Source organism: Metabacillus sediminilitoris, assembly GCF_009720625.1.
Lineage (GTDB): Bacteria > Bacillota > Bacilli > Bacillales > Bacillaceae > Metabacillus > Metabacillus sediminilitoris.
On the sequence record NZ_CP046266.1, the window covers coordinates 2,658,161 to 2,682,650 of the forward strand.

Consider the following 24,490-nt stretch of genomic DNA (forward strand, 5'->3'; position numbering starts at 1 on the left):
AAGTCCTTCATAGCTGCGATGAAGACCAAAACGCTCAAAGAAAAAGCAAGAAAAGTCCTTCATAGCTGCGATGAAGACCAAAACGCTCAAAGAAAGAACAAGAAAAGTCCCTCATAGCACCGATGAAGACCAAAACGCTCAAAGAAAGAGCAAAAAAAGTCTCTCATAGCTCTAATGAATTATGGAGCTTGCCGGAGGAACGACGGATGATATCGGTCCTTTAAGCGTTTCATTAACAGACCGTGAATTAAAAAAGTTGAAAATGTCGAGTGGCTTAAAATGTTTCCAAATGAAGATAATCGTCCAGCAAGACATAGCAATATTCAAAACCTAAGAGAAGGTCTTAGAGTTCAAATTGAAATGACAGCTGTATTATAATCAATAATAAAGATATTAATAATAATATAAAACCCTACTTCAATTGATCTGACTCAATTAAGTAAGGGCTTTTTTATTTAGAGATAAACTAATTTGAAGAGATAATACTGATAATATAACGAGAAATCTTGTTAATGATTATTAATTGAGTTAGAAGATAAGGAATGCCTGAAATTGCACCGGCCACTCATTTATATCACGATACTTTTACTATTAATCTACCATTTAATCCATTCTCCAAATCATTACCCACTAATTTCAGCCCCTTTTTATACCCTGTTAAGATGTGAATTACTTTTTCTATTAATTTTTAAAAAAGATTTCGCTTTTCACCAAGTTTTCACCATTCTCTATTAATCTATAAACATCGAGAACGAAAGGAGGAGAAAAACGATGAATGCTAAAGTGAAAAAAACTATTTTTTGGGGTACGATCATCACTCCAATGGTTTTAGGAGCCTACTTTCTGTTAGGCAGTTACAGTGCCCTGGCAGCTGGACCACATGGACATGGAGGTGGAGGAATGGTACCACGAGGAGGCTTCGGAGGAGGTCACCACATTATGAACAGCCCACATAATGGAGGAGGATTTTCCTGGCTCGGATTCCTATTATTCCTGATTGCCGGGATCGTTATTTTGGTTCTCTTAGTGAAATGGCTAAGACGGAAAGCGAAGGCTTCTTCGATGCAACAGTTTGTCGATACATCTATGATGAATTCACATAAACCGATCATGACCAAAAATGAAGGATTATTAGATCAGTGGGAAAAAAATATAACAAATAAAAAGGAGACTATCTAAAATGGGTATTTTTAATAGAATAAAAACAATTGCAAGGGCTGATATTAATAGTTTGCTTGATGGGTTGGAAGATCCAATCGCGATGTTGAATGAATTTTCAAGAGAAATGGAGCAAGAAATGGCAAAAGCTCAGACGGCTCTTTCCCGTCAAATTTTTGTGGAAAATAAACAAGCGGTACTTGTTTTGGATACTAAGAATATATTGGCCAAAAGAACCCGGCAGGCGAAGCTCGCTATTGAAATGGGAGAGGATGCTATCGCGAAATTGGCTGTGCAGGAAAAGTTAAATCACGAGAAGCAACTAAGCATTTATCAGCAGCAATATGAAGCAATTCAAGGGCAAACCCAACTGCTAAAGGAAAAATTAATTGAACTGCAAGAAATATATTCCGAATTACAGCATAAGAAAATGCTACTGGCATCACGTGCGAATGTGGCTCAGTCTATTAAACAGATTCAAAAAGCTACTGGTTCTTTCCAAACAGATAATATCGTAAGAGGGGTAGCCCGGGCAGAAGAACGAATTTTATTGATAGAAGCTGAGGTACAAGCTGGCAGCCAATTTGCAAACCCTTTGGCACAGCATGATGCTGCATATCGAAATTATGTGAATGAAGAGGAATTAAATAGAGAGATAGATAAGCTAAAGAGTGAAAAAGAGAGTGAGTCTAAGGCAGGCTAATTTAAGAAAATTGGCAAGGAAGCACCGGCAGATAAGTTAGGTGCTTCTTTAACTGTATCGATAAAGAAAGGAGATTCATCATGAACCATACATTACCTATTTTTGTTTATCTATTCATTGCATTGATTGTATCGCAAATTCCTTATGTAAGAGTCTATTTTTCTCTTTGCAATACCCTTCTTTACGAAATCATTCGTGTCATTTTAGGAGGGGGGTATTCAAAGAAAATAAAGTTGCATAGCGAACGTTCAAGACGAATAACAAACATAGAAAATTCCGGATTTAAACATAATATTATTTCCTATGCAGCATATACTGGGGAGTCACTCGCCGCAATTGGATTATTTTATTTCGTTGCTAATTACAACTACCTATATATTCTATATATATTTATGGGTTTAATGGCTGTTGCTGTTTTACTGTGGATTCGAAACTTTTTTGGCATCTTATGGGCGGTTACATTTATTGTTTTATTAGCTTTACCTATTTATTTCAGGTATGACATCGCCATTATGCATATAGGTATCTTTCTAGCCTCCTTCTTTCTGATCCAATCGATTTTTAACGGTATTCAAGTATGCAGACAAGGTCTTTTGGAACGGAAAAATCCGGCAAGATCAGGACTTCTTGCTAGAGTAAGAGTCATTCCGGCAATGATGTTTGGGGTAGTTCTTCTTGGACAGTCACTTTTTGCTGGATATTTTATCGTAATTAAATTTTTAAGTATTTTTTAAGGCAGATAGTAAGAGTCTTAATGGGTGGGGTATTTCCAGTTTATCAGCGTCAAGATTTTTACTTTCTACAGCATGCTAATGGGGATGCTTACTCTTAAAGTGTAAGTTTATTTATATTGAAAGTTAAACGGAAGTAGCTGATGCACTCGTGGATTTCAAGTCCGGGATTTGGTATTCAGTTCAAATCCTTTGATGTAGAAATAGAAATAAATTAGATTCTATTTAAATATAAAAAATCAATTGGATTAATCAAGGTTTACCTATGAAGTAAGTAATATGTTGAAAACGAATATGATAGTTGAAATCACCCACGGTGAGCTGGATATAGTCAATAGCAACTCCTGTTAATGTTCCTTCTAATGAATCATTAATTGTTACAACGCGAATGGTTTTACCTAAATTCATCAGTAAATGATCAAGAAAAACCGGTTCTGCTGAGATGCTGTAAGTAGGTGATAATTGTTTCATAATTGTTGGAAAATAATTCGAGAACATGTATTGACCCGGCGTTAACAAGCTATTATAGTTTGTGTTTTGATAAAGTTGCATAATGAACTCACTCTTTTGTTTATTAATTTATGTAGGGTATATAAAAAGGTGCCTAATGTAAGTACAAAGAAATGGAGAACTATTGAACTAGATCCAACATTTAACATAATAAAGAATACCATTTTACAATGTTGTAAAATGGTATTCTTTAGAAGAAGCGAATGATAAAATACATCATCATCCAAAATTGCTTAAAGAAAAACAAGAATAAAACAGTAACTATATTTATGTATCCATGAAAACAAATTATAAAAGTATAAATAATTATCTTGAACGTTAATCAATTTAAAAGTATATTTTTAAGGATCTTTCTATTTAGAGTTGAGCACAGCCTTGTAACGCAATACTATTCTAATAAATCCTTATTTTAACCAGGAGTACACAGTACTTCTTTTATGAGAGTTTTTCTCGGTCAGCAGCTAAAGGTGGTTGCTCCATCCATCCGTTTTCAATCAAAAGTTGCACTCCATCTTCTGCATAAAGACCTACTTCAGCCATAAGACGTGTGTATTCTAAAGCTAAGTCTCTTCTAGTAGAAACAGATACAGCCGCTCCGTAATAGCCAATAGCTGATGAAACAAGGATGACAATATGATTTAACATAAGTTTATCTGAAAAGGGCGGAACCGTTGAATTTGTAATTTCAGATACCGATGAAGCTGGTGATGCTAATTCATCTTTTGTTAAAGTAGAACTAAGTATACCGAATTGTTTTTCACAAAGATTCTTTCCTTTTTTGAAATATTGTCTCACTTCTTCTGTTTGGCAAACTTGCCCGAAGCCAATTTCTAATACAACTTTGACGATAATTTTCACCATATTAAAACTGATACCGCTAATTTCAACAGCGTTTAGAGGTCTTTTTTTTCCAAACCAACCAGTTAAATAGCGTTGATTATTCACAAAATCAATTTCACTAGGGGCATTAATTCGTGGCGGTTTACTATAAATTCCTTTATTAAGCATGATCCTCACAACTCGTTTATAAAGCTCCATCGTTTCGCTATTACATTTGATAAAATAATCAACCTGATCTTCCCGGCATGATGTTGCAATAGCACCCGCGTAGCCTGTCAATCCAAGTAATGTCATGACATGCATATAAACCATCATAAATTTGTCTGTGAATAACGGAGGGGCATTCAGATTAACATCTTCTGCTATTGAAAACCCTTTAGGAATAGGAAATTTCTCTTGATTCATAAACTCTGTGATTTTTTCAATATGGGAATGTGCGATGCTAAGTGCAAATGTAAGGATATCCTTAATCTCATCATCTTTTGCATGTTCAATAGAATGAGTTAAGATACAAATTGATAATGAATCATTCATATACTGAGTCCAAAGATTAGCTATTTCAGCTGAAGTAAGTTCAAGGTTATGACTAATATTCTCCAAAATGTAACCTCCTATATTGTTGTACTAATTTAGTTTATATAATTAGATGGGCGTGTTTTAGTTTAATTCAAGAAAATAATAGTAATCAATTTAAAAATAGCGCTGACCTTAAATCATAATAATATCGCTCTTTTTCTACCATTAGAAAATAAAGCAAAATTAAGGGAATCAGGGGGGCCCTATAAATTGCCAAGTGCAATAACAAATATATTGTACCCAGTCATGAATCCATGTTCTCATAAAAGTTTGTCTGCATTTTGTAAAATATCTCCCTCATCATTTAATTAACAATAGAATTACCTATTAGAAAGGAAAATATTATCATTTATGTATCTATAATTTTTAAAAAAATATTCGTAATAGTAGATAGTGAAGGTGCACGAATGGAACAAAGGAATGTCCTTTTTCTTATCGATATAAAGAATGGTGACTAATCCCCTCTACCTAAATATCTGTTTCATGGCATGTTGATCATTTCAACATGCTTTTTTTAAAATACAAGCTCCAACCAGTATCTTACCCTTGACTTATTTAACTAAGTCCATTCATGTTCCTTTTTATTTTTCTTACTTTGAACAAACTGTTCAATGCAAAGTGAACAGTTTGTTCACTTTTGTTCAGAGCTTCTGTTCATTTTTATCCAATTCCTCCCGTTTTTGTATTTCCATTTATTAATGAAGTAGTAACTTTGTTGGTTTTCTTTAAATGCTTGTTTGTCCTAACTGGTTGGCATATGAATTGCATAATAAAAAGATGAGATACTTCTAATTCTCAATCTTCTAAAGTTGAAAGCGATAACATGATGGTTTTTGTAGTTTCAATATTACCTACTAGTTCATTTTAAAAAGCAAAACATAGGAGGTTATTTTCATGCAAATTAAAGCAGCTGTTACTAATTCTAAAAGTGAAGACTTTAAAATTGAAACCATTCAGCTTGATGAGCCAAAAGCTGGCGAGGTACTAATTCGTCTTGTCGCATCAGGTGTTTGCCATACCGATATGGTCGCACAAGACCAAGAATACCCAGTCCCTCTTCCAGCCGTTTTAGGGCATGAAGGTTCTGGTGTTGTTGAAAAAGTTGGAGTTGGGGTAACAACTTTAGAGCCGGGAGATCACGTTGTGATGGGATTTGCCCATTGTGGAAAATGTAACCAATGTTTGTCAGGACATCCATTTGTCTGTGAGCGATTTTTTGAATTGAATTTTGTCGGTAAGATGGAGGATGGTTCTTGCCGCCATCACAATCATGCCAACGAGGATTTATCCATTTTCTTTGGCCAATCTTCGTTTGGGACATATACCGTTGTCAATGAGCGTAACGTTGTGAAGGTAGATAAAGATGTCGATTTAGCTTTACTAGGGCCTTTAGGGTGTGGAATCCAAACAGGTAGTGGGTCTGTCCTAAATCGTTTAAAGCCAGAATCAGGATCAAGCATAGTTGTGTTTGGAGCAGGTGCAGTTGGTCTAAGTGCACTTATGGCTGCAAAAGCAATTGGATGTGGGACGATCATTGCTGTTGATGTCCATGATAATCGGCTGGAACTTGCAAAGGAGTTAGGGGCAACACACACAATTAATGGACGAAATGTTAATGTTCCGGAAGAAGTGAAAAAAATCATCGCAGGTGGTGCGAATTATGCTGTAGAAACAGCTGGAGTACCTGGTATTTTAAGACAAGCTGTTGATTCATTAGGTATTCGCGGTGTTGTCTGTCAAATTGGTGCACCGCCGCTTGGAACAGATGAAAAAATTGATGTCAATGACTTACTTTTAGCAAATAAAACAATCACAGGTGTCGTAGAGGGCGATAGTATTCCGCGTATCTTTATACCACAATTAATCTCTTTATATAAAGAAGGAAAATTCCCGTTTGATAAATTAGTGAAGTTTTATAACTTTGAAGATATTAATCAAGCTGTCGCTGATTCGAAAAACGGTTCAACAATTAAACCAATCATTAAAATGGGATAAATGACCTGGAGGGGATGAAAGAAATGGCAACAGTAACAACTACATTTAGCATGTGGTCGAATCAATATATTAATGGACAATGGAGAAAAGGGGACAGCCAAAATGACTACAGGAATCAAAATCCCTTTGATCTTTCTGAGCTTGTAAAAATTAAACTGGCTTCTATTGAGGATGTTGGTGTAGCTTATCAGTCAGCAGCAAAAGCACAGAAAGCATGGCAGAAGGTAAGTCCAGGAGAGCGTTCAGCCGTCTTGAAAAAAGCTGCCGAGGTTTTAGAAAAAGGTAGAGATGAAATTGTCCAAATTCTTGTCGCAGAAACTGGAAGCAGCTTTGCAAAGGCGAATGCTGAGGTGGATTTTTCGATTGCCGATATGAATCAGTTTGCCCAATTGCCGTTTAAAATGGAAGCATCGGTTGTTTCGTCTGTGATCCCAGGGAAAGAAAACCGTGTATATCGTCTGCCTGTTGGAGTAGTCGGTGTGATTAGTCCATTTAACTTTCCGTTGTATTTATCGATTCGAGCAATTGCTCCGGCTTTAGCTGTTGGAAATGGTGTTGTCGTCAAACCAGATTTACAAACATTTATTTCCGGCGGGTTATTTATTGCGAAGGTTTTTGAAGAAGCAGGTTTACCAAAAGGGCTGTTAAATGCAGTTGTTGCCGATATTAACGAAATAGGTGATGCCTTTATTGAACATCCTCTTCCAAAGGTTATTTCGTTTACAGGTTCAACAGCAGTTGGAAAACGGGTTGGCGAGGTCTGTGGAAGAAACTTAAAACGTGCAGCCCTTGAACTTGGTGGAAACAATGTGATGATCGTTCTGGAGGATGCGGATATCGAACAAGCTGCGAGCGCTGCTGTGTTTGGAAAGTTCCTGCATCAAGGTCAAATTTGTATGGCATTAAATCGTATTATCGTACATCAGAATATTTATGATAAATTCGTTAAAGCTTTTAAGGAAAAAACGCAACTTGTGAAGGTAGGAAATCCGTTTGATCCTTCCGTATTTGTTGGCCCGCTTATTAATAAGAAGCAAATATATAAAGTCCAAGGCTGGATCGATGATTCTATCCGTGAAGGGGCAGTATGTATCAAGCGGGGAAATGTGGCAGGGAACCTGATGGAACCAGTTATTCTCACAAATGTGACCAATGATATGGCCATAGCAAAGAATGAGCAATTTGCACCTGTTGCAGCCATTTTACCAGTAGAGAGTGAAGAAGAAGCGATTCAAATTGCGAATGAAAGTGATTATGGTTTGAGTGGGTCAATTTTTACCCGTGATGTAGAGCATGGTGTGGAAGTTGCCTTACAAATCGAGACGGGAATGATTCATGTTAATGACCAAAGTGTGAACACAGAATCTAACATCCCATTTGGTGGAGAAAAATCCTCTGGTTTAGGTCGCTATGGCGGTGATTGGTCTCTCGAAGAGTTTACGACTACTCGCTGGGTGTCTGTGCAAAAGGAGAAACGTCCGTTTCCGTTCTGATCTTATGTTAAAAATCCCTTTGTCCAAGCGACTTAGGGATTTTCTTGTTGTACTAGAGTATTCCAGTAATGCTATTACCATACACTAGTGAACGATTCACACTTAAATGGAAGTGGGAGCATTCTCGCCTTCAATGGTAACTGTGTATTATAATAGGTTAATAGAAATATATGGAGGGAGCTAATCTATGTATCATGAACGAATTCTTGCTAGAGATAACTTCCTTTCCAGCAAACAAGTAAATGCTAATACGCCACCCGTCATTGCTGAATCCTGGAATAGAAGCTTATCGTACAATGTTGATTTGAATTTGCGTAAATCACCTAAAGTACTAAAGCAGGCGGAAATACAAGTGCTGCAAACCTCTAGCCTGTTATACCGTGCATTCCAGACCATTATCCCCAAAATTAAGTCATTTGCGAGTTCAAGGTATTCCTTCATTTTAGCGGATAACCATGCAAGACTCCTTAGCGTATACGCAGAGGAGGGGCTGAAGGAGCTGCTGAAAACCTTCAATGCGGTGCCTGGCGGAGTATGGAGTGAAGAGTTATGCGGAACGACGGCATTTGGTACGACACTTATAGCTGGAAAATCTGTCGTGATCCAAGATGCGCAGCATTTCTGTGAGAGCTGGCAGATGATCTCTTGTGCAGGTGTTCCGATTTTTCATCCGATCAGCAGTAAGACGATAGGTGTATTGGATTTAACCTGTTTTACGGAGGATTTTCCTGCCAATGCCATGGTATTGACAGAAATGCTGGCGAAAAGCTTAGAGATGGAAGTATTTAGCCAACTGCAGATTCATAAACTTTTTCTTGAGAACGCTTACTTAGAAAAAGAACTACGTATAGCGAATGATATCCTGATCGCTGTTGATAATGACGGACAGATCGTGCGAAGCAATGATCCTGACATCATCAATCAGCAGCAGGAGTGGAGCAACCAATTTGATTGGCATCATTTCTTCCAAATGAGCCAAGAACAATCGGTTATTCGTCTTTCCACCACATCCGTTCCCAAAGAGCACCCATTGCCTTTTTCAAGTGATTCTTCAGGGGGATGCCTCCAGTTTGTGTATTACCGTGATCAGATGATTGGTGCCATTATCCAAATGCGGCGAAAACCTATGCGCACATGTAAACGCCCATCTTTAGAACCCCAGCATAGCAATAGAGGGGGCCCAGCAACGATCGGCACGACGGAGAGTGACGATGAGACACAAACAGGTGTGATTGGAAAATCACTACAGTGGCTGGGTTTACTGGAAAAAATAAAGAAGGTTGCGAAACGAGATATGTCCGTGCTTTTAATCGGAGAAAGCGGAACAGGCAAAGAAGTCCTTTCACAATACATTCACAGCAACAGCTTGAGAAAAGACAAACCCTTTGTTGCGTTGAACTGTGCTACATTGGCTCATGACCTTGTGGCAAGTGAATTGTTTGGCTATGCACCAGGATCGTTTACAGGGGGAATGAAAGAAGGAAAAGCAGGGCTTTTTGAAGCAGCACATGGCGGCACGGTGTTTCTTGACGAAATTGCGGAACTTCCGCTTCCGATCCAGGCCATGTTGCTGCGAGTACTGCAAGAAAAACAGGTGACTCGCGTTGGCGAATACCGTCCTCGCCCTTTAGACGTAAGAATAATAGCTGCAACAAATAAGGATTTGAAAAAATCGACCGAAGAAGGAAAATTTCGCTTAGATCTATATTATCGTTTGAATGTGATTGAATTAAAAGTTCCTTCGCTACGGGAACGCCAAGATGATGTTGTACATTTCGCCGAGTACTTTTTGAGAAAGCAAAATCCTCATGTTTCTGATTATATCTTGATGCCTGAGACGGTAGAGATTTTGCAATCATACGATTGGCCAGGTAATGTCAGAGAAATGAAAAATGTGATGGAACATGCCCTTGTTTTCGCTGACAATGCCAGAATCCTTCCAGCCCATTTACCAGATTACATTGTAGAATCTGCAGGGAAGAAAGAAAAAGAGACACAAGAGACCATGATCCCCCAAAATGAAGAAGATGAACATACCCAAATCATGAAGGCTCTCCGTGATAATCGGTATAATTTAACAAAGACAGCTAAACAATTGGGTATTTCTCGGGGGACATTATATAAAAAAATGGAAAAGTATCAGATTAAGTAGTACATGATCGTTTGAGAGATGCCTCACTTTTGTTTCTGCACACTGATGTTATTTTTTGCATGGTTTTATTTAAATTCCAAGAGTAACGCACATGTGTTACTCTTTTATATTTTCACCGTAAGTCAAAATCTGATTATACTATTGAAGTGTCTTTCAAATATGATGCTGCTTTTTTCTGCAGGTACAGGTTGATTAACGTCCGTACCATATACAAATTCTTCATTCAACTGCATTCTATTTCAAAGATGGATTGAAACATTTTTCATATAAAACTTGAGAGCCATACAATAAAAATGTTTTTATTAAAAATACTAATGATAATTGAAACTTTGTTAACCTAACTAAACTAACATACCCGATCTTTTTAAGCCAATTCATGCCAAGGTAGGTAAATAAAGAGTCAATGATAACATTGGCCAAAAGATATAAGTTGAATTTTCCGTAAGTGTATTTCAAAATCCAAAATGAGCCAACAAAAAATGGACCAATGATTAAGGGTAGCTCTGCTAATACATTAGGTTTTACAGAGAATGGAAACCACCACCACTTTTTCTTTTCCGCGAATCTGCCTTCTGCTACTAGATATAAATTCATAAATATTACACTTGGAAGAAATCTTTTAAAGGTCCTGACACCAAGAAGCGGAATACTTAGCCAAGGCAAAATGGTCATTAAAATAATAAATGTATTTCTCTTTTTCACTTTTATAACTTCCTTTGCTTTATTGATATGGATATTTTTCCTGTATTCAAGCGTTTTATGTATGTCCTTTCATTTTGATAGGGGAATGTCGGAAGAATTTTCTTTTTACTATCAGGCAATTTTGTGAACAATCACCGTATTTTGAACTTGTTTCCATCTCTCTTTTTTTATCTGATATACTTTCTTATGGGTGATTTAAAATGTTTTTAAAAAGAATTACACTTTTACGTGAGGATATACCTTCTCTTCATCGTTATCCGTTTTCAATTCCTGCGATAAGAAATCTCCAAGAGATCTCTTTAAAAAGGAATGTAACCTTCTTCGTTGGCGAAAATGGTTCTGGCAAATCGACTTTGTTAGAAGCGATTGCAGACAAATGTGAATTCAATACAGCAGGTGGGGGACGCAATAATACATATGATGTTTATGCATCAGAATCTGTGCTCGGTAAATATATAAGACTTTCCTGGTTACCTAAAATATCGAACGGATTCTTTTTACGAGCAGAATCGTTTTATAACTTTGCTACACATATTGATGAAGTGGATGATTCCTGATTTCGTCAATACGGTGGACGATCGCTTCACGAACAATCACATGGAGAATCGTTTTTGTCATTATTTTTACATCGCTTTAAAGAGGAATCCATCTTTCTTTTAGATGAACCAGAGGCAGCGTTGTCACCACAAAGACAATTAACTTTTTTGAGAATTATTCATGATTTAGCTTCTAAAGGCAATGCTCAGTTTATCATTGCCACACACTCTCCAATCTTATTGGGGTATCCTAATGCAGATATTTTAAGTTTTGATCAGGAACAAATTGCACAGATCGATTATGAAATGACAGATCATTATCAAATAACAAAATACTTTTTACAACATAGGGATAAATTTCTTGCTGAAATATTTAGTGAGGATGAGTATCAGGAATGAAGGAATGAAGTGATGACTGTACAATGGTCGTCACTTCTTCCTTATTAAGGGAAGATAATGTGAAATGATATGTGTTGGAGGATGAACTAGGTATTCTAATCGGATATGTTGCATTTAAACGTAACACTACATAATGGTGCACAAAATGTCGGATGGAAATAATCAATTCCTGCTATTCTTTTGATGAAGGAGGTTATGTAATGGATTTGCTTAAGAACATGAATCGAGCGTTACTGTATATAGAAGAAAATCTTACACATGAGATTGACTTTAAAGAAGTTGCAAGGCTTGCCTTCTGTTCTGAATATCATTTTAAACGGATGTTTTCTTTCCTCTCAGGTATTACGCTCTCAGAATACATCCGTCGCAGACGCCTGACCCTTGCAGCATTTGAGCTTACTAACAGTCACATCAGAATAATTGATGTTGCAATGCAATATGGATACAGCTCAGCAGATTCATTTACGAGAGCTTTTCAAGGATTGCATGGTGTAACACCATCACAGGCCAGAAATAATGGGCAATCACTAAAGGCCTATCCACAAATGACCTTCCAATTATCAATTAAAGGAGGAAGTGAAATGAAGTACCGAATCGAAGAAAAAGCGGCATTTCACATCGTTGGGATTAAGAAAAGAGTGCCGATTGTATTCCAAGGAGAAAACACGGAAATAACAGCAATGTGGAAAATATTGAATATGGAGATGATCAATAAACTGAAAGAACTATCTAATGTTGAACCGATCGGACTGATTCAGGCATCAACAAATTTTTCGGAAGGCCGAATGGAGGAAAAAGGAGATCTTGATCATTATATTGGTGTGGCAACAACGAAGGATTGTCCGGATAACCTTACACAACTCGATATTCCTGCCTTAACGTGGGCAGTATTCGATTCAGTCGGTCCTTTTCCTCATACACTGCAAGAAACTTGGGGACGTATATATGCCGAATGGTTTCCATCTTCATACTATCAACAGACAGAAGGACCAGAAATATTGTGGAACGAGGGTAAAGATTTAACATCACCAACATTTAAAAGCGAAATTTGGATCCCGGTTAAGAAAAAAGTAGAAGTAATATGATCAATGCGGAAAAGTTAATAGATCTTCATTTATAGAAAAGAAAGGTATATACCCATGTCACTTAAATGTATTTAAAGGAAAGGATGCGATGCTTCAATAAAGAAGGATCGCTTTTTCCTTTCTATATAGAGGGAGTTGAATAATTATATCCCCATCAAAAGTAAATTTAACATTCGCATTTGTCCATATTATTGCATAACGTGTATAAAGAATGGGGTGAAATAAAGTGAATACTCAATCAGAAACCAAAAATCAAACCAAAGAAAGTAGTCATAATGACAATAAGGAATTGATTAACCAACTTGAAAAACAGGTTTCCATTGCAGTCTGGATTCAATTCATCGGTGCAATAATGGAATCATTATATTTATCTAAAATTATGTTGATTAGTGAGGAAGTTAGAGCAGATGAAAATGAAAGACAAATAGTACTGTCGTCTTGGGTTGGAAGCATTGGAACATTTTTAGATAGTATTGGTACTACAACTCAAGCCTTTACAAGTGATGAAAAAATCGAACTGGAAGGAGAAGTACTCTCTAATTTTGGGGATTGGATAAAAGTAATCAGTTCAATACTCGATGCACACGCGGGTACACAGATAATTATTGAGGACAAAGAGAAATTAAGACAGCCTACTTTCTTCCCATAAAGAACAAAGGACATGACATATTATAAATGACTAATATGTCATGTCCTTCCATTTATCTATCTCTTTTTTGGTCTTGATAAGGACTTGCCTGTTCATCTATCCTTTTGTTTATGGTTAGTTAGCTGCTAACGTTGATGTTACTAGCTTCAAGAACACTCTTTAAAGCTCTTGTCTCGTCATCATTCAAAGCCACCATCGGCAAGCGAACACCGCCAACTTGAATCCCGCGCATATTCAAGGCTGCTTTTACAGGTGATGGATTTGGTGCAGCGAACAATGCGTTCATAATCGGCAGAAGCTCGCGATGTAATACACCAGCTTTGATAACATCGCCATTTTTAAAACTGTTGATCATATTTTGCATTTCATTGCCAATGATGTGGGAAGCAACGGAAACAATTCCAGCCCCACCAATCGCTAATACAGGTACTGTTAAGCCATCATCACCGCTGTACAATGTAAAATCACTAGCTGATTTACTTATGATTTGCGCCATCGCATCAAGGTCACCGCTTGCTTCTTTGATGCAAACAATATTTTCTATGTTTGAAAGGCGGACAATCGTTTCAACCGTCATGTTAACAACACTTCGACCTGGTATATTGTAAAGCATGATTGGTAATACCGTTGATTCGGCAATGGCTTTAAAATGCTGGTACATGCCTTCTTGTGATGGTTTGTTATAGTATGGAGTGACCAGCATAATGCCATCAACTCCTGCTTCCTCAGCAAGACGAGTTAAGCTGATCGATGCTTTTGTATTATTAGAGCCGGTCCCAGCGATGACTGGCACTCTTCCTGCAACAACGTTTACAACAAATTTAAAAAATTCTACTTTTTCTTCAGTTGTTAGTGTTGGTGATTCGCCTGTTGTCCCAGCGATCACTAGTCCATCAGAGCCATTATCAATAAGATGATTCACTAACGTTCTCGTAGCTTCAAAATCGATTTCACCATTATGATCAAACGGAGTCACCATTGCTGTTAATACTTGACCAAAATTCATATCTACACACCCTTTTTGTATTTTTTAATAAGAGGAGGGTAGGGCAATTTTCCATAAACGCAAAAAAGCAACAACGAGGGATTCGCTGTTGCATTAGAAACAATAAGAATCAAAAATCGTTCCCGTGCGATAGCCCTCCATATAGTTTCCTATATGACAGTTCTGTATTTATTCAATAGCAGAACCAGCTTCAAGAACATGAGATTCTTTCCGCTTCGGCAAATACCCCTTTCTACAATCGTCACTGGATCTCATTCTCCTCGAATTGTATACTAATGATCTTTGCGCCTCTATCCTCACTTCAAAAGGTTTTGAAATAAGAAATATGTAATTGAGTGTAATATAACAGATAATTCTTTCAATTGCAAGGAAATTATGATTTTTTATCTTGGATGGAATACGCCAACTTCTTTGGGTATTTATTATTTTATAAGCTCTGTTAAACTTGCCTTTTGATCATAACATCTGAATTCTTCCTGTCTAAGTAATTATAATGATATGACGTTTTAGACACTTGAATAACATACAGATTGATGTCCTTCAAAAGAAAATGCGATATAAAAAGAGACTAATCGAAACAGACTAGCCCCCCCATTATATCAATTATTCCGTTCAAGTTTTTCATGAAAATAACTCCAAGCTGCCATAGCTGCAGCAGAAGTGATTTCACCAACAAAGTGTAATATGCCTACAAGTAGGTCCAATAAAACCAACTCCTTAATAAGCATCTACTAACACATGAATCCACCACCACTTATTTTAAACGAAAGAAAAAGTTTCAATAAAATACCAAATATACTTGTACATTTGGTACGAGACAGCAGTTCTTCAGGTAACTGTAAGATATGATTGCTTTCGTTTATTGTTGCAACTAATTAGAGTTATCTATACATAATTCCTGCTTCACGGGGAATTTTATTTATATCTATAAGGTTAGGAGATCCTTTTTTATGAACAACAAAGCTTTTAATATCATCAACGGTCTATCAGGACGTTGTACACCCATTGATTTATTGATGATAGTGATTTCAAATAAGATTCGATATGTATTTGTTTTTGTATTGATAGTTATGTGGTTTAGAAATGATTCCAATAAAAAAGCTGCTGGAAATGCGGTGAAATCTTCGGGGATTACCTTGATCATACATACAATCATTAAATTGGTTTATTTTAAACCACGTCCTTTTATGAAACGCCGCGTAGGCATATTGATTCCATCAAAAATGGATTCAACGTTTCCTAGTAAACACACGCTGTTAGTATTTGCTATTTCAACATCTATCTTTCTTTATAACCGTGTCCTTGGTTTAATCATGATGGTTTTGGCAGGCTTAACTGGCTTTTCACGTATTTGGGTAGGCCATCATTATCCATCTGATATTATTGGAAGTGCATTTATTGGTTCTATGACGAGTATTATTCTTGATAAAATACCAACTGATACTCACATGGAACTGAAAAAAAAGCCTACTCATTAAGGTCACTTTCATTGTTTATTAGTGGTAATCGCCTAGTATGGAGGGGATCTCCATCGTCCATCAAATATATCCGTTACTAAGGCAGGAATGGGAGTTCATAGTAGTAATTAACGACATTGACGAATATTTTAGAAGATCCTTTACTTTTAAGAGGATCTTTTTTCTTTTGTCCATATCTTTATTTTCATGGATCGATCGATACTGTTACCATGAACCGAAACTTCCTGACATAGAAAAATCATCAGCTAAATAAGGATAAAGAGTAATATGAAATGATTTTTGAACGTTTAAGGGGGTAAGCAAGATAGCGAAAAATAGAGCATACAATGGAATCTATAATCCATATACGAGAGCTACTTTTCAGGCACTCGAACACGCTATTATCCCACCAACTACTAGCTATAATAAAATAATAAAAATGGCACAAGTAGATGAAGCACTTGATCTAAGTGTTTATGAATATATAATTTGGATTTTAGATCACTCTATAAGCATTCCAATAGAAATGCAATTACAACTAGTTCATCCAACCTTCTCAAAATCAACAGCACAATTGCTCGATGTTGCAGCCGCACAATTAATCCAAACGGGACAGGTGAAATATCCTCTAAATGTATGTGCCTTTTCGGGAGGCGGTCCATTTGCTTCTCTTATGGAGAGTGACAGGTTAAAAGCTATTACTCTATTGGAGCGACTTGAATTGAATCTCGAAAATTTGCCTTCACCTTATCAAAATAACCCAGGACTTATTCAAAATATGATGGATGTACTAAATCAACTTACGATGTTTGGGCATTATTCGGAATGGAATGCATATGGATCAACACGTCTACTTCCGCCTGAATCTAGACGAATCGAATATTTTCCACCAGGCTGGATCGAAGTACAATATCCAGGTCCTGCTTTTGGCTATCGTGATTTTCGTGGATACTTAATGGCATTTCCGCATAAGAGGGGGGAAGATTCATGGCGAAAGAGGACGTGATTGTCATTGGTTCTGGCGGTGGCGGAGCCGTCATCGCGAAAGAACTTGGTGAAATGGGATTAAAGGTGTTGGTTTTAGAAGCAGGGCCATGGTATGGAAATAAAAAATGGCAGAATCCGAATCTGCAGCCTGGTGCCAAAATTAGTTCTACATTTGATGATTTGGATGTAAGCCTTTATAAACAATTGGTAAACAAGTATGAACAGAATATGAATGATTTGGTATCTGGCAGATTTCGGTGGGGGCCTGCTGACCGCAGTCGTTCCCAATGGTTTCGGAATATAAAACAGAAGGGGATGATTTGGCAAAGCTCAGGTGTTGGTGGAACAACCCAAGTTTATACAGCTAATTGCCCCCGAGCATTCCCAATGGCTGTAGATCATGTATGGCCACTATCTTATCTGGAACTTATTCCATACTATGAAAAGGTTGAAGATACATTACCGGTAAACTTTGCACCGACTACTGCAAAAGAAGAATTATTCTACTATGGGGCGAAAAAGGCTGGGTGGCATCTGATTCCTACACTGGATGTAACAGTCCCGGGTTTTCGGCCACAACCTAACGCGATCTTACCTCCCAATAACAATATTTTAAATCCTCATGTTCGTTTAGAGGAACTATCCTGGATGGAAGGCTGCACTCTTGCGGGGCATTGTGTCAACGGTTGTCCTCATGGACCCTCGATGGATAAAATTGCTAAGCGCTCAACAAATGTCAGCTATGTGCCACTTGCTTTAAAAACAAGTAATGTCACAATCAGGCCAAATGCATTTGTTTTGAAAATAGTAACGGATATAGACTCTTCTGAAGGGTTGCGTGCGATTGGCGTCGTCATACGTGATACATGGACAGGTGAAAAGGAAGAGTTGCAGGCAAAGGTTGTAGTGATGGCTGCAGGTAGTATCGAAAGTCCGCGTCTTTGGATGAATTCAGGATTGCCTCACAATCCATGGGTTGGGAAAGGCTTAGTAAATCATTACATGGACTGGCTGACAGGGATATTTGCTGAAAAGGAATTGATGCCAATATTGGGAAGCTCGGATGTTAATCCATTTGTTGGTCATACATGTGGTGCAAGGCTCGATTATCCTGGACTGGGAACTTTGCAGACAGTTGGAATGAGCCCCGGATTAACAGCTTCTTTTTTTGGAATGAGTGAGTCAGGATATGATTTCTTAACTTCGTCCATGACGAAAGGGCGTCTCTACGGTGATGAATTAAAAGAAGTGATGACAAATTATCGACGAACATTAAGTGTATTAGTTAGTACCGATGATGAAGTGGATCCGCAAAACGGAATTACACTTGATCCCTTAATTAGTGATGAACATGGATCCGTTCCTGTTGTGGCATATAAACCAACTAAACGATCAAAAAGGAAGCGAAGTGAGCTTGTAAAAATCGCAGTGGACATCTTGTACAAAGCGGGGGCAAAAAAAATCATCTGGTCTAATTGGCCTGCAGGCAACATGATTCATATGGAAAGTACGATGCGAATGGGTTTTGTCGTTGATGAGAATTGTGAATCATACGATGTGAAACGATTATATATCGCTGACAATAGTGTTCATTATAATAGTTTAGGTGGACCAAATCCAACCCTTACTACACAGGCACTGGCTACCCGTACAGCAGAAAAACTATTTAATAAATATTTTTAGGCTATTTGGTCAAAATATCATTAACACAAATCACACCCAAGTTCTGGAGGAATTTTGAAACATGAAACTGTTTGATGTGATACATGATGTTTTTGAACCATTTATGGACGGCGAAAAAAAACCATTGAATGTGATGGAAGTTTCAAATTTATGGTTTTTTCTTATAGGCACGGAAACGACGATGCGCAATGAAGAAATTGGCTACAACCTTGCTGACGATCCTGAATTAAAACAAATAATAAAGGATATAAAAGAGAACGTACATATCCCGATTAGAGAAGAGATTAGTCAATTTCTGAAGAAAGAAGGCGTCCCATTACCTCAATCAACACCGGAAAAGCCAGCTGGTGATTTTCGGAGTATTCCAGAGGGTGCCAAATTAAATGATGAAGAAATGGCAAATCTGATTTCATATAATCTGGCTATGGGCGTTACTTATGCCGCAAGGGGACTTACAGAATCGATTCGTGCAGATGTTGGGTTCATTTTCTTTAAAATTATCATGAAAAAAACAACCGCTGGTTTAACTGTAAAACAGTATTTGGAGAAGCATGAGTGGCTTCGTGTGCCGCCTTCTTACAAAGCGAAGACAACACAAACATGTTACACAACATCTGACGAATTATGAATAACTGCATGATTTACGAATAAAGCTGAAAGAAAGAATGCAGGGTCAAACCAACTTTTTATTTTGTTGGCTGGCCCCTTGAGGTTTCTGAGTTAACTACTAGAAATAGCTCGATATATCCGATTAATCGTTTCGATATGTAAGGCTTCATGGTAAAAGCTAAATAAAAATGCCTCACCAGCTGTGTAAAACGTAATGCCTCCCCGATTTGTAAAAGGAGCCGGCAGCTTTTCATGAAAACGTCCTTGCATAAATTCTTTTATTCTCGGTTTTTGTTCCGCCAGGACCTCGCCAATCTCAGCCAATGAAGGCGGCTTGCCTTCCCAATCTGATGGTTTCGTTCCAGGGCCAAAAAGCTGCTCATAATCGTCCGGAATGTTCATTTGTTCTCCGGTAATACCGAAGACGATTTTTTCTTGTACATAGACAATGTGTCCAAAATTCCAACGAATATTGTTGTTAAAACCCTTAGGAATAATATCTGACCTTTCTTCTGGAATTCTTTTTATCGCCTTTTCCGTTATACTACGAACAGTTTCCATATGATGGAAAATTAATTGTTCCAATAATATCCTCTCCCTTTTAGATTCTCCTTATAACCATTTCGAGATCTTCATCTCTTTTTCCTACTACTTTTCATAAATCAATTTAAAATGATAAGGAGTAATAGACATAAACAAAATAAATCGTTTCAATAGGATAAGTTTATTATTCTTTTGTTTTTATGAAAAACAATGAAATTTTGACAACTACGTGAACATCTTTAATACTTATTGAAATCAATAATAAAAAGGAGTACATTAAGAGTGTAAAGAATATGTGAAATAATTCACAAATGAAAAGCAAGACAAAGAAATAGATCTACTTTAAATTTTTTTACAATGATTTGTGAAATGTTTCACAAATAAAAACACTAGGAGTTGGATCATCATGAAATGGTGGGAAAACGATAAAGTAAGTGTAGCATGGACAGTAATAAGAATTTGGTTAGGTATTCAATGGATTAATGCAGGGTGGCATAAATTAGCGGATGGTTTTGATGCTGGAGGATTCATTCAAGGTGCAATCGCGAAAGCAACAGGTGACAATCCAGCAGTACAAGGCTGGTATGCAGCATTCTTAGAAGGGTTTGCTTTACCAAATGTAAAACTAATTAACATTCTTATTCCTTTCGGAGAATTACTTGTTGGTCTTGGATTGATTGTCGGAATAGCAACTGTCCCAGCCTTGATAGCAGGGGCATTCATGAATTTAAACTTCCTTTTAGCTGGAACTGTAAGCACAAATCCAATCTTATTCACACTAGCAATCATCTTATTATTCGTTGGGAAAGGGGCATATATTTGGGGCGGAGACCGCTTCCTCGTACCTTATGTGAAAGAGCAGTTTTTCCATAAGGGGAAGGATCATCGAGATGCAGGTCATGATGATCATAAGAAAGCTGTTATGTATTAAATAATTAAAAAAAGTAAGTTTGAAAGGCGGATCCCGATCTGGATTCGTCTTTTTTTATGATCTTTCTAAGAGATTGTTGTTTTTAAAACGAAAACTATTTAAGATAGTTGATTAGAGCGGAAGTGCGAGGCTCCAGCAGGAGTTTATGCCGAGGATGCTCACCGCCCTGCCCCGCTAAAAAGCGAGCATCCTCTCGCTGCAATATCCACACCGCACTACTTGGTAAATATCAACAAAGTTTGCGAAAACAGCCTTTTTTATAGAATTTTTTATCCTTACCAATAAAAGCGCAAATCATATTTCTTTCCTAAAAATAGTATGTATTACAAGAGAGGTAATTTAATGACCTAATGAATAAAGGGGATGAGCTTTTTGTTCATACCAAAGCAGATTGAATTAATTGAAGTTGGGCCGCGAGATGGTTTACAAAATGAACCGATTGCGATTCCAACAGAAAAGAAGAAAGAATTGATTGCGAAACTTGCTAAATTAGGTTTTTCCCGAATCGAAACAACTGCTTTTGTCCATCCAAAATGGATTCCTCAGATGTCTGATTCGGATGAAATTGCTTATTATTGTAATGAACTTGGCATTACTTACATTGCCCTTACCCCCAATTTAAAGGCGCTTGATCGCGCAATTGAAGCAAAGGTACCACAAATAGCGGTATTTATTGGTGCTAGTTCTACTTTTAATAAGAAGAATATTAACAAAACAACTGCAGAATCATTAATGGAATGTAAGCCTTTGTTTGCTAAAGCGAAAGATCATCATCTTTTTGTTCGAGCCTATATCTCAATGGCTTTCTCATGTCCTTTTCAAGGAGAAGTGTCATTTGAAGAGGTGCAGACAGTTTGTGACGAATTTATTCATCTCGGTGCTGATGAAATTGATATTGGTGATACTAACGGTCAAGCAGATCCAAAGATCGTATATGAACGCTTTTCCAGATTAAGATATTGCTATCCAGACACTACCTTTGTCGGGCATTTTCACGATACACGAAAAATGGCATTAGCTAATACCATCGCAGCCATCCAGGCAGGAATTACGAAATTTGATAGCTCTGTCGGCGGATTAGGTGGATGTCCATATTCGCCTGGTGCAACAGGGAATGTGGCGACAGAAGAATTAGTCGATATGCTCTCAAGAATGGGTTGTGAAACAGGAATTAATTATGAAGAAGTGAAAAAAGTAAGTGAATTTGCAAAAGGGCTATCTAGTCGATTATAAAATGAAACTCATAAATCAAGTGAAAATCTGCGTAAAAGGAAAACTAACGCTTGGAATCCAACACATAAGAAATCCAACCGTTTAACTATCGACTTTGCAAAAAAAATATCAACTTTGAAGGAAAATCTATCAACTTTTTAGAATAATTTATCAAATTTAAGCAAAAATCTATCATTTGACAAATAACAATTAATTTCGACACCATATACACCTTCGCGGCCATATTATTTTATCGCTATCCAGATCTCTACATGATAAACAGGCTTTGTAAGATCGTCATCAATATAAGCTTCCAGAGCCGGTACATCCGCAGGTTCATAACCATTAGATGGAACCAATCGGAATAAATTTGCTTCCACGTATCTATGATTGCAGATGGCATAGGTCCGCGCACTTCAAAAACAACCCACTTTGCAGGTGGAATTCAGCTGGCACATCACCGTTATGTTCCGCAGCAATCCAATAATAAATCGTATTTTTTTCTTTATTATTATTACCAGTCACACCTAATAAACCTTTAATTTGTCCGTTAAGTAATGGAATTAATTTATTAACCGTTCCGTTTATATTTGCTTCACCCCAAAATTCTGGAATTCCTAGAATTCCTTCTTCACCGGTACAAGGACATTCTCGTTTAATTCCTGCTATTTGAAACGATTCTTTTTCAACAATATGATAACTCATTGGTTCAGCTCCTATAAGATTTACCTGTATCACCAGGCGGTTTTGCGATTGCAGTTTTCCAATCCTTTTTCTTGCTTCACTTGGTGTCACACCATGTTGTTTCCGAAAGGTTTCTGAAAACGTAGAAATTGAAGGCTTTATTCGTGAAGCATACTTGCGCATAGCTCCAAAGAGATTATGTAAAACTATTGAGGAAATGTGAAAAATTGAAAATGTTACGTAAGTTGAATGGATTTCATTTGTCGAAAAATATGGTAATATAGAATGTAATTGTAAAAATCCGTTGGTAAACGGTAGAGGTTTTAGCTACCCTCTCAAAAAAACTAAGGTGAAGCAGCACTTCGATCTTGGAGTGGTGTTTTTCTTTTTGTGGCTATTATTTTAAATGATTGTGAGTGTAAAGCATGAGGATAGTATTTTATTTAATTTCAATTATTTTGGCAAATGTCATTACAGCGGCATTTGCGCCATTACTATTTGGCGTTTTCATTGTACCGATGGGAACATTGTTAATCGGTGCCACATTTATTTTTCGTGACCTTGTTCAAAATAAATATGGAAGAAAAAAGACGTATTGGTTGATAGGAATCGCCCTTTTTCTATCTGCGGTTGTTTCTTATTTGTTAGGAGATACCTTAATTATTGTTTTAGCATCTGCCATTTCCTTTCTGATTGCTGAAACAACGGATACAGAAATTTATACACGTTTAAAACTGCCGATGAGTTGGAGAGTCTTCTATAGCGGATTAGTCGGCGGGTTACTTGATTCAGTCGTTTTCGTTATCATTGGATTAAGTCCATTTGGCGCTAATTACTTGCCATGGGAGGCAGTTCCTGCTGCCATTATTGGGCAAGTACTAGTGAAGACACTCATTCAGGGACTTGGTGCACTTGTGCTTAATCAAGTTCATACGATTTTAGATAAAAAGATCGGGACGAATTGAGTTTCCTTGCAGAAATTAGTTTAAAAAACTTCATTCCTAGACACGAATGGTAAAGCTGGAAACGATTCACTAATGAGAGACACTTGTAAACCTGTTAGCCTTGTATATGGGCCTGTTTTTCTAAAAAAACAAACAGGAGGTTTACAAAATGAAAAATTTATTTATCTTCGTTATCACATTAACATTGGTTATTGCTTTTCATATTGTTTTTCCATCAACTCCTTTATATGCTGAATCAAAAGATACGATTCAGACTGGAGATACTATAAACTTATTAACGAAAAAATATGGAATCGGCAAAAATGAAACGGAAGAATTTGACCCGCGTTATTATCATATGAAAGAAAAAATGAATTCACCTAGAAACTTGATTGAAAAAAAGGATGATTCATTAACACTTACGAATAAAGAAAAGAATTTACTTGCCCGCCTTGTTCACGCAGAAGCAGAAGGTGAGCCCTTTGAAGGGAAAGTTGCCGTAGCAACAGTTGTGTTGAATCGTGTAGAACATAATCAATTTCCTGATACAATTAAGGACGTTATTTATGAAGAGAATGCATTTGAACCTGTCCAAAATGGCTCTATAAATGAACCTGCTGATAAGGAAGCACATAAAGCTGTGAAAGAAGCTTTGGAAGAACAAGATCAAAACGATGAGTTACTTTATTTTTATAACCCTGAAACGGCAACAAGTGATTGGATTTTTACACGTGAAGTGAAAAAGACAATCGGAAATCATGCCTTTGCTATTTAATGGCGCGTACACCTGAAGGTGCGCGCTTTTTCGTTTATTTTTCCATGCTTATCGCAGCGTAAAATTAAAGGAGTGGTCTAAGGGGAAGGGTTATAGGATTTTTTGATATAGCTATCCATGATGAGCACCA

22 protein-coding genes, 1 pseudogene and 1 riboswitch are annotated in these 24,490 nt (G+C 37.1%); of the genes and pseudogenes, 17 read left to right on the plus strand and 6 right to left on the minus strand.

Annotated features, from left to right (window positions below):
• Positions 1–771: 771 nt before the first annotated feature.
• From GMB29_RS12590 to GMB29_RS12600, 3 genes are all read left to right on the plus strand, one after another.
• On the plus strand, positions 772–1,179 hold the full coding sequence (locus GMB29_RS12590) for a hypothetical protein (RefSeq protein WP_136354046.1): 408 nt from the start codon (positions 772–774) through the stop codon (positions 1,177–1,179).
• Between the two features lies 1 nt (position 1,180).
• On the plus strand, positions 1,181–1,861 hold the full coding sequence (locus GMB29_RS12595; protein WP_136354048.1) for a PspA/IM30 family protein: 681 nt from the start codon (positions 1,181–1,183) through the stop codon (positions 1,859–1,861).
• Between the two features lie 80 nt (positions 1,862–1,941).
• The gene (locus GMB29_RS12600; RefSeq protein ID WP_136354050.1) at positions 1,942–2,595 is read left to right on the plus strand and encodes a M50 family metallopeptidase; all 654 of its coding nucleotides are present in this window, start codon (positions 1,942–1,944) and stop codon (positions 2,593–2,595) included.
• A 249-nt stretch (positions 2,596–2,844) separates the two neighbouring features.
• Here the strand turns inward: GMB29_RS12600 and GMB29_RS12605 are convergent, their stop codons facing one another.
• Complete coding sequence (locus tag GMB29_RS12605) at positions 2,845–3,144, minus strand: DUF2642 domain-containing protein (protein WP_136354052.1); 300 nt, start codon at positions 3,142–3,144, stop codon at positions 2,845–2,847.
• A 393-nt stretch (positions 3,145–3,537) separates the two neighbouring features.
• The gene (locus tag GMB29_RS12610; protein ID WP_136354053.1) at positions 3,538–4,542 is read right to left on the minus strand and encodes a DUF3231 family protein; all 1,005 of its coding nucleotides are present in this window, start codon (positions 4,540–4,542) and stop codon (positions 3,538–3,540) included.
• An 870-nt stretch (positions 4,543–5,412) separates the two neighbouring features.
• Between GMB29_RS12610 and GMB29_RS12615 the strand changes: the two genes are divergently transcribed.
• The 3 genes from GMB29_RS12615 to GMB29_RS12625 all read left to right on the plus strand — a co-directional run bounded on the left by GMB29_RS12615 (position 5,413) and on the right by GMB29_RS12625 (position 10,158).
• A complete protein-coding gene (locus GMB29_RS12615) occupies positions 5,413–6,513 on the plus strand; it encodes an NAD(P)-dependent alcohol dehydrogenase (protein ID WP_136354055.1) in 1,101 nt (366 codons plus the stop codon).
• Between the two features lie 23 nt (positions 6,514–6,536).
• Positions 6,537–8,006: an aldehyde dehydrogenase family protein gene (locus GMB29_RS12620; protein ID WP_136354057.1), complete on the plus strand. Its 1,470-nt coding sequence runs from the start codon at positions 6,537–6,539 to the stop codon at positions 8,004–8,006.
• 187 nt (positions 8,007–8,193) lie between these two features.
• Positions 8,194–10,158 carry a sigma-54-dependent Fis family transcriptional regulator gene (locus GMB29_RS12625; protein WP_136354059.1) on the plus strand — a complete coding sequence of 655 codons (1,965 nt, stop codon included), beginning with the start codon at positions 8,194–8,196 and terminating at the stop codon, positions 10,156–10,158.
• Between the two features lie 234 nt (positions 10,159–10,392).
• On the opposite strand, the gene GMB29_RS12630 is transcribed toward GMB29_RS12625, so the two are convergent.
• Complete coding sequence (locus tag GMB29_RS12630) at positions 10,393–10,860, minus strand: hypothetical protein (protein ID WP_227551681.1); 468 nt, start codon at positions 10,858–10,860, stop codon at positions 10,393–10,395.
• 200 nt (positions 10,861–11,060) lie between these two features.
• Here GMB29_RS12630 and GMB29_RS12635 point away from each other — a divergent pair.
• The 3 genes and pseudogenes from GMB29_RS12635 to GMB29_RS12645 all read left to right on the plus strand — a co-directional run bounded on the left by GMB29_RS12635 (position 11,061) and on the right by GMB29_RS12645 (position 13,529).
• A pseudogene (locus GMB29_RS12635) lies at positions 11,061–11,795 on the plus strand (AAA family ATPase).
• Positions 11,796–11,995: 200 nt separating this feature from the next.
• Positions 11,996–12,880 carry an AraC family transcriptional regulator gene (locus tag GMB29_RS12640; protein ID WP_136354061.1) on the plus strand — a complete coding sequence of 295 codons (885 nt, stop codon included), beginning with the start codon at positions 11,996–11,998 and terminating at the stop codon, positions 12,878–12,880.
• Positions 12,881–13,106: 226 nt separating this feature from the next.
• Complete coding sequence (locus GMB29_RS12645; protein WP_136354063.1) at positions 13,107–13,529, plus strand: hypothetical protein; 423 nt, start codon at positions 13,107–13,109, stop codon at positions 13,527–13,529.
• A gap of 118 nt (positions 13,530–13,647) precedes the next feature.
• Here GMB29_RS12645 and dapA read toward each other — a convergent pair whose 3' ends face one another.
• Positions 13,648–14,535, minus strand: a complete 888-nt coding sequence (dapA, locus tag GMB29_RS12650) for a 4-hydroxy-tetrahydrodipicolinate synthase (protein WP_136354065.1) — start codon at positions 14,533–14,535, stop codon at positions 13,648–13,650.
• A 122-nt stretch (positions 14,536–14,657) separates the two neighbouring features.
• Positions 14,658–14,836, minus strand: a riboswitch (Lysine riboswitch).
• 649 nt (positions 14,837–15,485) lie between these two features.
• Here dapA and GMB29_RS12655 point away from each other — a divergent pair.
• The 4 genes from GMB29_RS12655 (at position 15,486) to GMB29_RS12670 (ending at position 19,290) form a co-directional block, all read left to right on the plus strand.
• Entirely contained in the window at positions 15,486–16,013 is a 528-nt protein-coding gene (locus GMB29_RS12655; protein WP_136354067.1) for an undecaprenyl-diphosphatase, read from the plus strand.
• Between the two features lie 418 nt (positions 16,014–16,431).
• The gene (locus tag GMB29_RS12660) at positions 16,432–16,998 is read left to right on the plus strand and encodes a hypothetical protein (RefSeq protein ID WP_136354068.1); all 567 of its coding nucleotides are present in this window, start codon (positions 16,432–16,434) and stop codon (positions 16,996–16,998) included.
• Positions 16,980–18,662 (plus strand): GMC family oxidoreductase N-terminal domain-containing protein, encoded by a 1,683-nt coding sequence (locus GMB29_RS12665; RefSeq protein WP_136354070.1) that lies wholly within the window; start codon positions 16,980–16,982, stop codon positions 18,660–18,662. Before GMB29_RS12660 ends, GMB29_RS12665 begins: the two co-directional genes overlap by 19 nt.
• 61 nt (positions 18,663–18,723) lie before the next feature.
• The gene (locus GMB29_RS12670) at positions 18,724–19,290 is read left to right on the plus strand and encodes a DUF3231 family protein (protein WP_136354072.1); all 567 of its coding nucleotides are present in this window, start codon (positions 18,724–18,726) and stop codon (positions 19,288–19,290) included.
• 92 nt (positions 19,291–19,382) lie between these two features.
• Here the strand turns inward: GMB29_RS12670 and GMB29_RS12675 are convergent, their stop codons facing one another.
• Complete coding sequence (locus GMB29_RS12675) at positions 19,383–19,856, minus strand: DinB family protein (RefSeq protein ID WP_136354074.1); 474 nt, start codon at positions 19,854–19,856, stop codon at positions 19,383–19,385.
• A gap of 364 nt (positions 19,857–20,220) precedes the next feature.
• Here GMB29_RS12675 and GMB29_RS12680 point away from each other — a divergent pair, with 364 nt between their 5' ends.
• A complete protein-coding gene (locus GMB29_RS12680; protein WP_136354076.1) occupies positions 20,221–20,745 on the plus strand; it encodes a DoxX family protein in 525 nt (174 codons plus the stop codon).
• 372 nt (positions 20,746–21,117) lie between these two features.
• Positions 21,118–21,978 carry a hydroxymethylglutaryl-CoA lyase gene (locus tag GMB29_RS12685; protein WP_136354078.1) on the plus strand — a complete coding sequence of 287 codons (861 nt, stop codon included), beginning with the start codon at positions 21,118–21,120 and terminating at the stop codon, positions 21,976–21,978.
• A gap of 363 nt (positions 21,979–22,341) precedes the next feature.
• On the opposite strand, the gene GMB29_RS12690 is transcribed toward GMB29_RS12685, so the two are convergent.
• Positions 22,342–22,662 carry a GyrI-like domain-containing protein gene (locus GMB29_RS12690; protein WP_227551682.1) on the minus strand — a complete coding sequence of 107 codons (321 nt, stop codon included), beginning with the start codon at positions 22,660–22,662 and terminating at the stop codon, positions 22,342–22,344.
• Between the two features lie 404 nt (positions 22,663–23,066).
• On the opposite strand from GMB29_RS12690, the gene GMB29_RS12695 reads away from it, so the two are divergent.
• Positions 23,067–23,606: a VUT family protein gene (locus GMB29_RS12695; RefSeq protein ID WP_136354080.1), complete on the plus strand. Its 540-nt coding sequence runs from the start codon at positions 23,067–23,069 to the stop codon at positions 23,604–23,606.
• A gap of 148 nt (positions 23,607–23,754) precedes the next feature.
• Positions 23,755–24,360 (plus strand): cell wall hydrolase, encoded by a 606-nt coding sequence (locus GMB29_RS12700; RefSeq protein ID WP_136354082.1) that lies wholly within the window; start codon positions 23,755–23,757, stop codon positions 24,358–24,360.
• Positions 24,361–24,490 lie beyond the last annotated feature (130 nt).